This is a genomic window from Neorhizobium sp. T7_12 (assembly GCF_002968535.1).
Lineage (GTDB): Bacteria > Pseudomonadota > Alphaproteobacteria > Rhizobiales > Rhizobiaceae > Neorhizobium > Neorhizobium tomejilense.
This window is the reverse complement of record NZ_PVBK01000038.1, coordinates 1-11,156: the sequence shown is the minus strand read 5'-3', so window position 1 is coordinate 11,156 and position 11,156 is coordinate 1. Positions and strand designations below refer to the sequence as shown.

At 51.7% G+C, this 11,156-nt stretch carries 11 protein-coding genes and 1 pseudogene; 7 read left to right on the top strand and 5 right to left on the bottom strand.

Going from position 1 to position 11,156, the window contains the following annotated elements; all coding sequences use genetic code 11:
• The first annotated feature begins 164 nt into the window (after window positions 1–164).
• Complete coding sequence (locus C5J26_RS32240) at window positions 165–572, top strand: hypothetical protein (protein WP_105405472.1); 408 nt, start codon at window positions 165–167, stop codon at window positions 570–572.
• A 160-nt stretch (window positions 573–732) separates the two neighbouring features.
• On the opposite strand, the gene C5J26_RS32235 is transcribed toward C5J26_RS32240, so the two are convergent.
• The 3 genes from C5J26_RS32235 to C5J26_RS33050 all read right to left on the bottom strand — a co-directional run bounded on the left by C5J26_RS32235 (window position 733) and on the right by C5J26_RS33050 (window position 2,985).
• Window positions 733–1,275: a hypothetical protein gene (locus C5J26_RS32235; protein WP_105405471.1), complete on the bottom strand. Its 543-nt coding sequence runs from the start codon at window positions 1,273–1,275 to the stop codon at window positions 733–735.
• 76 nt (window positions 1,276–1,351) lie between these two features.
• Window positions 1,352–2,116: an Abi-alpha family protein gene (locus tag C5J26_RS32230; RefSeq protein ID WP_172746236.1), complete on the bottom strand. Its 765-nt coding sequence runs from the start codon at window positions 2,114–2,116 to the stop codon at window positions 1,352–1,354.
• A gap of 155 nt (window positions 2,117–2,271) precedes the next feature.
• Window positions 2,272–2,985 (bottom strand): helix-turn-helix domain-containing protein, encoded by a 714-nt coding sequence (locus C5J26_RS33050; RefSeq protein ID WP_172746235.1) that lies wholly within the window; start codon window positions 2,983–2,985, stop codon window positions 2,272–2,274.
• Window positions 2,986–3,911: 926 nt separating this feature from the next.
• On the opposite strand from C5J26_RS33050, the gene C5J26_RS32220 reads away from it, so the two are divergent.
• A complete protein-coding gene (locus tag C5J26_RS32220; RefSeq protein ID WP_105405473.1) occupies window positions 3,912–4,784 on the top strand; it encodes a phage integrase N-terminal domain-containing protein in 873 nt (290 codons plus the stop codon).
• A complete protein-coding gene (locus tag C5J26_RS32215) occupies window positions 4,784–5,128 on the top strand; it encodes a hypothetical protein (RefSeq protein ID WP_105405469.1) in 345 nt (114 codons plus the stop codon). Before C5J26_RS32220 ends, C5J26_RS32215 begins: the two co-directional genes overlap by 1 nt.
• Window positions 5,129–5,362: 234 nt before the next feature.
• On the opposite strand, the gene C5J26_RS33045 is transcribed toward C5J26_RS32215, so the two are convergent.
• On the bottom strand, window positions 5,363–6,355 hold the full coding sequence (locus C5J26_RS33045; protein ID WP_172746234.1) for a hypothetical protein: 993 nt from the start codon (window positions 6,353–6,355) through the stop codon (window positions 5,363–5,365).
• Window positions 6,356–6,450: 95 nt separating this feature from the next.
• Here C5J26_RS33045 and C5J26_RS33040 point away from each other — a divergent pair, with 95 nt between their 5' ends.
• The 3 genes and pseudogenes from C5J26_RS33040 (at window position 6,451) to C5J26_RS32205 (ending at window position 9,715) form a co-directional block, all read left to right on the top strand.
• Window positions 6,451–7,431 carry a hypothetical protein gene (locus C5J26_RS33040; RefSeq protein ID WP_172746233.1) on the top strand — a complete coding sequence of 327 codons (981 nt, stop codon included), beginning with the start codon at window positions 6,451–6,453 and terminating at the stop codon, window positions 7,429–7,431.
• Window positions 7,371–7,637: pseudogene (locus tag C5J26_RS33775) on the top strand (glycine zipper 2TM domain-containing protein); the annotation flags it as partial. The gene C5J26_RS33040 and the pseudogene C5J26_RS33775, both read left to right, overlap by 61 nt.
• A gap of 245 nt (window positions 7,638–7,882) precedes the next feature.
• Entirely contained in the window at window positions 7,883–9,715 is a 1,833-nt protein-coding gene (locus tag C5J26_RS32205) for a hypothetical protein (protein ID WP_105405467.1), read from the top strand.
• On the opposite strand, the gene C5J26_RS32200 is transcribed toward C5J26_RS32205, so the two are convergent.
• Entirely contained in the window at window positions 9,716–10,231 is a 516-nt protein-coding gene (locus tag C5J26_RS32200) for a DUF1036 domain-containing protein (protein ID WP_172746231.1), read from the bottom strand.
• Between the two features lie 565 nt (window positions 10,232–10,796).
• Here C5J26_RS32200 and C5J26_RS32195 point away from each other — a divergent pair.
• The gene (locus C5J26_RS32195; RefSeq protein WP_245441359.1) at window positions 10,797–11,033 is read left to right on the top strand and encodes a hypothetical protein; all 237 of its coding nucleotides are present in this window, start codon (window positions 10,797–10,799) and stop codon (window positions 11,031–11,033) included.
• Window positions 11,034–11,156: the final 123 nt, after the last annotated feature.

Genomic DNA, 11,156 nt, shown 5'->3' with positions numbered 1-11,156 from the left:
CTCTCTTGCACATTTCGGCCTCCCAAAGACAATGACAGGCGACGGTACCACGACCCACACGCTCAGTTGTCAGCGGAGGAGTAAGTTCGTTCAGGGGTGGTCAAGGTGCGGAGACAACAGCGCTTACCAATAAGCTGCATTCCTTCGCAGTTTTCCGTACGCCGATGAAATCGCTCGATCTCCGGAACCAGCGCTTGGAGTTGCGGCGCCTATCGGTGCGCGCCGATATGCTCAAGGAGCGGAATACAGGCACCGGCTTAGATTTCAATTCCATAATGACCGCTGACTTCATCTTGTATTTGCGCGGCGAAAGTCTTGGGGGGTGGCGAGGCTGGTGGCCCGAGACCCTTCTCTATGCGGATCGATTTTCCGGTCCCTTCGAGATTTTCGCGCGTGCTAAATCCCTTCGATATTTTGAAAAAATCAAAGGTTTGCTGGGCGTGGAAAATAAGGAGGAACTGGAGAACAGGCTCAATTCGATTGTCCAGAAGAATCAGCTGCCCCGCTGGCAGTTTGATACCATAAATCTCTCCGGTCTTACGGGTTTGGCAAACATCGGTGTTTCCCAGTGATAGCTATGAGGAAGGTTTGTCGAAAGGCAATTGCGCTGGCCTCCTTACCTCGAGCGGGAGATAGACTAGATGCGCGATCGTCAGAACACGGGACAACAAGAAGGAAAGGGTGTTGGCATCAACGATTAGATGTGAATGGCATGGGAAATTACAGTCGCGGTTATTTCGGTGTGGTCGTCTTTTCAAATTTGGCGTGCTCGGCTCTCGAATAAGCGAATTCACTCATTCCTTCCTCTACACATACGAGGGCCTTGTTTTTGGCGGCTGTAATACCTTGCTGCCATCTGCCAAATTGAGGGCTGGAGCCGCTGGGATCGGTGCCAATCACAATCCAACGGCCTTTGGACTGGGGCGATAGGGAAACGGACCAATCCTCAACTTCGGCTGTGAAGACGCCGGTGGGATGCTGAACCCATTGCAAAGCAGGGTGACGCTCCTTGAGGCGGAGGTGCTGTCTAAGCAGCATCCGGACAATAACAAACATCTCTCCGGAGACGCGGATTTCTCCTAAAATCATCCGCTGAATGCTGCGGAGAATCGTTGCATACGGCCGGTAATCCCCCCCATTTTTCTTCATAAAATCGGCCAGCTCAACCGCCGACAGCCCAAGCTCGGCTAAGGCCTCACGCCATTCTTGAGCGATCTCTTCTGGGGTTCTTTTGCGATTGAAGAATTCATCGCCGTCAATCTCTTCGTCTTCCATGGATTCTCCTTTCGTGACAATTTGTCGTGTTATAAACGACAAATTGTCACATCACAAGACCCCATTTGTCCATAGGCTAGGGGTTATGTAATCCTATTGCTCGTCCAAATGAAAAGCCGAATTCGGTTATGTTGACGCTCGACAGGTCGCCGGGGAAACTAACCTCATTTTGAGTAGGCCCATAATCTCCATACCTATCGTCGTGTCCACCTGGGACGAAGGTTTTAAATTTGATGTAAGACGGCTCAATTAGGCCAAGTCTATTCAAGGTGATGACGGCCGTGACATCATAGTTATATGTGCCATCGACACCGGGACCATATACAAGGCTATCGTCTCTGGTTTCCTTCTTGGAGGTGTCTTTTTCCGCCTCTTTGAACATGGCACCGAGGACAGAAGCGTCTTCAGCGGTCATTTCGCCAAGTGTAGTTACATATTTGCGGTGGATTTGCTCCTCTTGCGCATCCATTCCCGTAGCCAATAGATTGGCCCAGAGGGTGTGTAGGTCTTCCTCATGTTCTACGGTGGCGTATTCGAGAAGGGGTAAAGCAACCTTGGCCGGAACCAGCCGGATTGTTGAAACGCCCTTTTCATCAAGTCGTTGCTGCGCTTTCTCCAATAGGGAGACCAGTTTTTCAACGTCGTAAATCGAGGCTTCAATTCGCTTCATTGCAACTACATCGGTCCAATAGAGCCCGACAGTGTCTTCGATTGCGCGGCCGAAAACGCGCTCCAAAAAACCTCCGAAGCGTTGGGTTAGATCAATCCCTTTCCCGATGGTCTTTGAAGCCTCTTGCGTGGCTTTGGCCGTTTCCGTCGCCAGCTCGATCTCATTCGACATTCCAGCTTCTCCAAGGGGAAGATTGAACATGGTTGCAGCTTATAAGTGGGTAGTTTGTGAGATTTTTGAGCGAAATTAGCACGGAAATTAACACAAAAAATATTCAGATAAAAAATATAAACAAAATCAATGTCATATGAGTGTATTGCTCAGGCTCATAACCTGTTGAATGATGTGGGGCTGGCTCCGGCAGGAAACTGCCGCCACAACAGATACAAGGTCTGCGATGCTTCTTGTCGCCAAAAGCCCCGAGCTTCGACCTCATTGAGAAGGTCGGTGTCTGCTGTAGGAATCACGATCCATGCGCCGACTTCGGTCGGAAGTTTTGAAAGGTCTGTCTCCATTCCGATCTCAGTGTCACCAGCTGGGTTGATAATAAAGTGTCCGTTCGGGATCACGGAATAACCACTGTTTTCCACGAACTCGCGAAGTGAGATATTCGGCGACGCCGCGACAAGCTCGAATTCAAACTGGAAAATAAGGGACAGTGGGAGGCTATCGGCAAATTCCACAGCGATACGATAGGTCGGCCCAATGGCGGGTGGATGCCCTTCGACCTGCACAACCGTCCCAATGTCGCTTGGCGCGAAGTGGCGACCACCGACCGTCGTTGGCCGCCGGAAACTCACTCTATCGCCGACCCGATATCTGCGTTGACGCACACCCGCCGCTTCCGTGCCTTCCTCGATGAAGAGAATGCCAGCCGCACGAAGGGCTCTTTTTGCAGCCGCCACTTTGGCCGGGTCGCCTTCGAATTTTCGTGTTTCGAAATTGGAAAGCGTATTGCGGTGCACGCCGGATTTCTCGGCCAAGCGATCAAGGGACCAATTAAGTGCTGCACGGGCCGCACGCATTTGTTCGGGGAGCATCTGAAAGCCTCTTTTGTGAAAAAATCACTTGTGATATTAGCATAATAAATGCCGAGTGCAACCAGGGTTTTTATACGGGGTCTCATTCGCCCTTTCGGGGTGTATGGGCTCTCCCGTAAAAGGAGTGGCGTTAAAACGGTGGTCGGCTTGCAGCTAACGCAAGGAGCAAAGTAATGCTGGGCCGCAGGCGGCCATTGCGGTTTGAGGACTGGGAAGCGAGTAGAGCGCCCATCACGCGAGCGAGACGACCCAGCCCGAAAACTGCAAAAGCGGGTGTAACCCGCTGCGGCCTTTAGAGCCGCAAGAGCAGGGGTGCGGGGGTTGCCAAGTCCCCCGCTGGGATGCTGGGCGGCCGCAGGCCAAAAGCGGCCCAAGGGGGAGGGTTTGGGAGGGGCGGCCCTTCCCATTCGGACATGTTATGTCCGACATGGCGGGCGGCAAGCCGTCCGTCACTCGCCAATCCATTGGGGAGTGACGGACCTGCGGCATCCCCACAGTTTCGGGGGTTTTCGCCAGAGGACCCCACATGACACCCAAATGCCGAGGCCGTCCCGCCTCGCTAGGATGATCATTTTAAGCGCAACGGGCTGGTCATTCTCACACGGCTCCGTCCACAATCTCCTCAGATCACGCAACCGCGGATCCATCTCACGAACCGTTTTCCCAACCAACAGGAGAGAGCTATGTACGCTCACTTTATCCGCGCGCCGCCACGGCGGCGGCAATTGTCGCCATGCCTGCAAGGTCATGTCGACCGCCCAACAGGGCAAACCAAACAGGCCAGCCACCAGGCTGGCTCGGGCGGCTCTTACCGCAAAGGAGAATAATCCAGCATTCCGGCCCCGGCCGCGGATACTTCGCGGGGTGACCTGATCTACGGACAGGCATCGGCCATCAACACTCACCGCAAAATGGACTTGAGCAAGATGGACGATCTCACCATGGACCTGGTACGGCTGTGCCGCCGTAACCGTGATGGCTCTTATGGCACGCAAACCAACCGCAAGCGCGGCCTCGCCGCCATGGCGGCGGAACTGACCGACCTCGGCTACCAACTTCCCAATACCGGCTCGCTGAAACCGAAACACGCTGAAGCACTGGTCGAGAAATGGCTGAACGAAGATAAGACGGACGCCACCATCCGCAATCGCCTGACCTTCCTGCGTTGGTGGGCGGAGAAGGTCGGCAAATCCAACGTCATCCACCGCGATAACCGGACCTACGGCGTCGGCGAACGCGGCGAAGCCATGCGCAACCGCGCGCAGACGCTCGACATGGGCAAGTTCCGCGCGATTGAATGCCCCTACATCCGAGCCTCGGTCCTGCTTCAGGTCGCGTTCGGTCTGCGCCGCGAGGAGGCGTTGAAATTCCAGCCGCTGGCTGCCGTCCGTGCTGACCACATCACGCTGCAGGGCAGTTGGACCAAGGGCGGCCGGGCCCGCACCGTGCCGATCACAACGCTGGAGCAGCGTCAGGTGCTGGAGCACGCGATCACGCTCATCAAAGGCAAGAACTCGATGATTCCGGACCACCTCAGCTACATCGAGCAGCTCAAGCGCTTTGAATATCACACCCTCAAAGCCGGGCTGCGGAATACCCATGGCTTCCGTCATGCCTACGCCCAGCACCGCTACGAGGCGTTGACCGGGGCGAAGTGTCCGTTCGCTGGCGGGAAGCGCTGGATCGACATGACCGCGGCCGAACAACAGGCCGACCGGTCTGCGCGGCGTCAGATATCCGCCGAACTCGGCCATGGCCGCCTGAAGATCACCGATACCTATCTGGGGAGTGCCTTCTGATGAAACGCTCCGAGGGAAACTATCTCATGGCCACACGCCAGCGCACCGCCTACGCAAACCAAATATTCAAACCCGCTAAGGTCGCCTCTTTTATCGACGAGCTGGCTTTCAATGGTTTCCGGTACTACCGGATCGTTCAGGAATGGCCCTTCGATCTCTCCGATACAGATGCGGCCAAGGCCCTCGAAGTGTGGCTCGACCAGGAGCAATTCCACTATACGTGGCGCCCTACGTATCTCGCACAGGATCCACTCCGCCCAACAGTCAACACCGAGTATCTCGCACAGGATCCACTCCGCCCAACAGTCAACACCGAGTATCCTGAACTGCAGATTACATGGTGATGTTGACTATTATGCTTCTCCTGCCTACCGACCAAGCCGCCTTATTGGCTGCGAGGGAAGCGGTCTTTTACAAACGGCGACTTCTAAGGGACATTATATATAAGCATGGCATAGCTCCTATTTACGATGCGTCGTATATAAAACACCATGAATCGCGATATGGCAACCGATATGAGGCAGAAGAAAATAGCAATTATCGTAAAAATCGACTTTGTGGAGTAATGTTTCTGATGATTACATAAACAATAATGGGAAATTTATGCTTTTTATTACGCATCCATCATTTTTAATATGAACTATCGCCATATACTCGGGATTTACAAAATCAGAATACAGCCTAATATAAGAAGCATCCTTCACGGCAAATCCATTTGACGGAACAAATGAAGATTCTCGCAGGTATGGATTAGACAGCGATTTTTCAATAAAATTATTGTATTCTTTCAATAAGCCTCCTTTAACTTTCGCCATGTTGTCTAATATGTTGCCGCATTTAAATGCATCTGGTGTAACGTTATCAACAGTATGAACGACTCGTTCCATCAAAATAGAGATTTCTGATTCGCTTAAAGTGCTTTCAAAAATTCTATTAATAGTGACGTCTTGCGATGAAAAAAGTTCTCTAACGTTCTTCACATTGTTGGATATAAGCTTGAGGTTATGACCATTAGCCACCAACCAGTTCGGTAGAACAGAAGCCGGTTGCGAAAGCAAATTTTCCGTCGTTAGTAATTTTATGTAAGTAGGCGCCCCATTTTCAATTTTGAATATTGTAACAACACTTATAGTTGGATTGTTATAGACAATGTATTCATTTTGTTTGTCGAACAGTATATTCGAAACTAACGACCCACGCATCAATGACGATAAGTATGGAGCTGGATCCGAAGTGATGGCATTCAAAACGGGCGTATTTCCAATTACAGATCTTAATTCACTAAATATTTCTTTTTTAAAAACAAGCGCATACCGCAATATGTTAGCTCTATCGATGTAGAAATTTTTAGATATACTGTCCGATAATTCACAATACGATTTGTCCAGCCTGCACATTTTCACGCCTGCGACCACGGTATCCAAGTTTATCTTTCCGTCCTTCGGACCAAAATATAGTCCGTTTAGCGTAGCTTGCTCTTGCATCTCTTTTACAGATGTTGCGGCTTGGGCGCGAAGCGCAACGAAACTCGCGAGAATGAGCATTAGACAGACTTTTGCTGATTTGTTCATGACTTAATATTGCATGATTTTTTTATTATCGCTAGTGATACGCTAGATAGGTTCTGTTTGCGCAGCATACCGCTGCTCGCTTTGAGGTTTGGCCTTTGAGGAAAGCGTTTTTAGCTAACAGCTTAATATTACTAATATTCAACACTCTCTGTACTGAAACGTTTGCCGATGCTTTTGAAGATAGCTTGTCTATGGTAAGTGTTGGAGCAGAGGTTCGTAGCTTCAAACCGGCCGTCCGGGCCACACTCAAGGGGCTGGGTGGGGTCGGTGCGGTAATAGGAGCGGAACTAGAGAGCAGAGAGCCCGCCTATCAGAATGTACCTCATGTTGTAATTGCTCGCGGAGCGGCCGATTTCGTAACTGGAGCTGTGGTGTATCCAGCGGCTGGCGTCGTTGTAGGTGTAGGATGCGCGTATGGTCCAAGCACATGTGGTGCTACGGCCGCTGGAACTATAGGTCGTGCTACCGAAATTATTGATAGCGCAAAGTTTCAGGCGGAGACTGCTGTAAGGAATTTCGACACTTATGGCCAGGCTGCAGCTGAAAGGGAGCAGGCTGCTAGAGCAAATGGTTACAAAACCATTGACGATTGGGAGCCGGTAAAACAAGCGCATGAAGATGCTGGGAAATACTTTGATTCCGCAATGTCGTTACTAGGTTTTACAAAAAATGATAATAGCATTACAGGTGAGAAAAGCGTCATAAATCAATATAATTTGATGAATTTTGCTCCCGGTAAAGACGAGGTAACGGCTAACAAACCTACTCAGTCGCGAATTATTGACAAGCCTACCTCTGGTGGATCTTTCTCCAAGTATGAATATAATCCGCCTTCATCCGCGCAATACGAAAGCCAGTATTCTGGCCAAACCTATCAATCTTCCAAACCAAATCCTCCTCGTCAAAATACGAGGAATAATCGCCCATCCAACAACGGAACCCGTAATGGAGGATCTGCAATGGAGCAATTCCTACTAAATACCCTTTTGGGTGGAGGTAGCAATCAGGGCGGGAGATGCGGTCCTGGGATGCGGGGAGCCGATATCACAACAGCAAACCCACAGTCTTGCTACTAATGAGGGGAATTATGAATAGATTGAAGCTGGCAACAGTAATCGTCCTAGTGATCGGCTTATCGTCCTGCGAAACCACCGGACCGAAACAGCAATCTGGTGCTGTGATCGGCGCCTTGGCAGGTGGGTTGATCGGTTCACAGTTCGGAAGCGGCGGCGGGAGTGTAGTGGCCGGTATAGGCGGAGCCGTACTGGGCGGCCTCATAGGTGGCGGCATTGGCGCGCAACTTGATGCACAGGACCGGGAACGCCTAAATTCCATAACCACAGCTTCTATCAGGACCGGCGCCTCCAGGTCGTTCCGAAACGGCAAAACAGGGGTGCGTGGAAGCACGAAGGTCATTCGCACCAGCAATGCTGACGGACAACTATGCCGCACAGTGCAGCAGAATGTCACCTCGGCGAATGGTCAGGTGTCAACGGACACCGTGAGCGGCTGCAAGGGGCCTAACGGATGGTCCGTTTAGCCCCCATAGTTTTCATACTTTTAGCCACAGGGGCCAACGCGGCTCCTGTGGAAGCGCCTCATGGACAATCACAGCAGCTACCGATTTCGTTTCAGGTTAGGGGCGGTGCGGCCTGGTGTAACAAGGGCGTAACCGTAGACCTGAAATCCAAAGACGCCGGGGTTCTCACGGATGGCTCGGAAGCCTTTCAGCAGATGCTGGGCCGTATTCGTAGCGGCATTGAAAGCGAATGCCCGCAGGTGCGTAACATTGGCTTCTACGGCAGAGCTACCAAAGGCGAGGTGGCGATTGGCGAAAGTCTCAAGGTCACGGATTGGATATACGTACCCTTTAAAGTGGACGGAAAAAGACCTGATTGCGAAGGACCACTTAACGGCGAGCTATGTAACCAACGCTGGCGGGTATTCAACGACATCAGAAGTCTCTTCCTCGACGGCGCTTTCTCACAGGGCATCCTAACCCGTTTCCTCTCAACACGAGAGGGCGCCGATGCGGAGTTTGTCTCCGGCGAAGCAAAAGGCCGTGTGGCCTTCGTCCCAACCACCTCCGGAGTTCCCTTTAAGACCGCTGCAGAATTTGTAGGCCAGCAAATAGACCAAACCGCAAAGAACTGCCAAGGGCAGGTTACGAAGACACAAAATGAAGCCTTTAATGCCCAGACTTCATACCAAAGCCTTACATGCCAGTCGGCAGACGAAGCCGCCCACACCCATTTTGTGATATTCCAATCTCCTGATGGTTTTGAGATAACTGCGTTTTCAGATTACACGCTTAGCGGCATTTCTGGACAGCGTCTCGCAACCGAACTGAGGGCAGCGCTCGGACGTACCCCGGTCCCTTGGAGCGATATCAAGATCATTGAACACGGCGACAGCCCGCCAACCTTACACGCGGGGGCTTGCCTGGCACGGGCAGACGAGTTTGCAGGCGTAGGCAATCGGCCTGTTGCCATCCGCACGCGTTCCGAGCAGGCCTCTCTGTCTGACCAGTTCGCAGTGCGGATCGATCAAACGGGACAATCGCAAACCGTTGGCGACACCTGGCAAATGCGTCTGCGTAATCTGAATGCTAGCGAGAGAAAATATCTTGATAACAGCAGGCGGTTTGGAAGCTGGCTTGTTTATCGCGCCGTGGAATCTGACCGTGGCCATATCTTTGAAAACCAGCTCTTTGCTGCGACGTCACCTACCAGCTGTGAAGCAATTCGGAGCCCAAACCAGGTTGAGGTGGCAAACCTGCCGGTCGGGATCGTTGATCTCTACGTGGACAATCTCGACCTCGCAAAAACCGCACCGAAGGAAAAAAGGCAGGTTCTCAAACAATGGGCGGATGGCGAGGCTCCACCCAGAAACGGCGCTGTTTCGAACCCGACTCCGGAGTTGCCTGATGTCCCCAAATATCCACCTGCCATCATAGTCGGTTGGCAGGAATTTCGCGACACTTGCCTAACCGACCAGGGCAATACCGTTGCGTTTGAGAACGATTTCCTCACAAGCGTTGATATCGATAACGACGGCGATCTCGATTACATCACCAACGGTGACGGTATTCTCTGTAAATCGGCGAACGGGAGCGTTCTGCACAGCGGGGGTGGGAATGGCGCCGTTCAGATCATGATTTTCAACACAACCAAGTCCGGCATAAAGCTCGCTTTCCATAAATTGGTCGCAAGCGGCTTTATGGAAAAGCACGATAACTTCGCGGTCTTCGTGAATATATATGGAGAATTCACCGAATATCACAAAATACGTGATGGAAGATCTGAAAAACTTCCGGGAGTATACCTAGGAGGACGTGAGATATATACGGTGGATCGATGATTAATTCAAATTAATCGTCTCATTTTCAGAATTAATCTGTATTTTCTTAAAGCCTTTCCGAAGTCCACTGTCGCAGATCGCATCTGGAAAGATAATTTTTTTGAACCTGCCTTTTTCCACACACAACCGGAAATCTTTACCACCCCACTCCCGCCCGCTCGCATTAGCGGCAAAAAACGCGAAATCGCCCTTTGCCATGTTCTCGATTGTTTCGCAGGCATTGCCGGGTATGTCATACCATCCTTGAACAGCATAATCTTCTGTCTGCACCAAATGGTTTAATTTGTGGTATAGGGCAATCGACATCTTGGTTTTTGTCTTATTGCAGATTGCCAATGTAAAGCCGTAGCGAACCTCTAAAGACATGATCTCGCTGTCAACAAACTTCTTTTCTACAGCTTCGCTCCGGATAGAAGACTCGTCGGGACCACTCCCGTATCCCTGTTCAACGTCATCATTTGCGAATGCGGTGCTCGACCCCAGAATCAGACTGAGCAAAAGCAAAAAAATCTTCATTGTTACCTCGATGCTTGCGAAGCGCATTAGAGTTGTTCTGGCAGTTATAGTTTGGTCGGACAAGGAAATATTCAGGCCACGGTATTGGAAAAATAAGGGCATTCTGCCCTTTCGCTTGCTTCCGGAGTTCATCGTGTCTGACCATTCCGTTAGCGCGCAACAATCTACGGAATCTAAAGGCTCCTTGGAAATCGCTGCAACAGTATCAGAAGGACAATACGAAGCGCTCTATCCACGCCATTGCCTACAACATGCTCCGCTATGTCTGACTGACCAGAAAGCCGCGGGCGGTATGAGGCGGAGGTAGTTTAAAAGCCCCGGAAAGCATGCCCACCGATGCGAAAGGGGCCTTACACCCCCTCAATTCAACGACAGCCGGCGAGCGGTTCGTTGTGTTGCAAGCTGGAGTTAAGGTGCTTGATTTTCCTCTTATGGTTGTTATTCTCGCTCTGGTTGGGCTGGGGGCAGTCATGTGAGCAATAAGTTTAATCCGCTAGGTGACCCTGGAGGCGATATATCGCGCGGCCTGAAATGGGGCAAATTAGCGCTTCAGGCCGGAAGACACTTGAAAGCCCGCTCGGCACGGGGGCAGGTTGAGGAACTCTACGGCCCGGAAGTCGCAGATGCGGTGGAAGCCGCCATCCGCTCCGGTCGCGATCCTGGCCCGATCATCGAACGCGCCAAACGCGATCTTGCTGCCCGCGAGGAGCGTGAGCGTCAGTTCACCGATCCCCCCACGCTCCATGGTTCCGCCCGCTGGTCGACTTCCATTGATCTCCACCGTTACTTACGTGGTCGGTAAGCGCTGTTGTCTCCGCACCTTGACCACCCCTGAACGAACTTACTCCTCCGCTGACAACTGAGCGTGTGGGTCGTGGTACCGTCGCCTGTCATTGTCTTTGGGAGGCCGAAATGTGCAAGAGAG

What these genes read in the sequence shown, in the direction of transcription:
- C5J26_RS32240 (WP_105405472.1), top strand. Translation starts at nt 165, where the DNA reads ATGAAATCGCTCGATCTCCGGAACCAGCGCTTGGAGTTGCGGCGCCTA.
- C5J26_RS32235 (WP_105405471.1), bottom strand. Translation starts at nt 1,275, where the DNA reads ATGGAAGACGAAGAGATTGACGGCGATGAATTCTTCAATCGCAAAAGA.
- C5J26_RS32230 (WP_172746236.1), bottom strand. Translation starts at nt 2,116, where the DNA reads ATGTCGAATGAGATCGAGCTGGCGACGGAAACGGCCAAAGCCACGCAA.
- C5J26_RS33050 (WP_172746235.1), bottom strand. Translation starts at nt 2,985, where the DNA reads ATGCTCCCCGAACAAATGCGTGCGGCCCGTGCAGCACTTAATTGGTCC.
- C5J26_RS32220 (WP_105405473.1), top strand. Translation starts at nt 3,912, where the DNA reads ATGGACGATCTCACCATGGACCTGGTACGGCTGTGCCGCCGTAACCGT.
- C5J26_RS32215 (WP_105405469.1), top strand. Translation starts at nt 4,784, where the DNA reads ATGAAACGCTCCGAGGGAAACTATCTCATGGCCACACGCCAGCGCACC.
- C5J26_RS33045 (WP_172746234.1), bottom strand. Translation starts at nt 6,355, where the DNA reads ATGAACAAATCAGCAAAAGTCTGTCTAATGCTCATTCTCGCGAGTTTC.
- C5J26_RS32205 (WP_105405467.1), top strand. Translation starts at nt 7,883, where the DNA reads ATGGTCCGTTTAGCCCCCATAGTTTTCATACTTTTAGCCACAGGGGCC.
- C5J26_RS32200 (WP_172746231.1), bottom strand. Translation starts at nt 10,231, where the DNA reads ATGAAGATTTTTTTGCTTTTGCTCAGTCTGATTCTGGGGTCGAGCACC.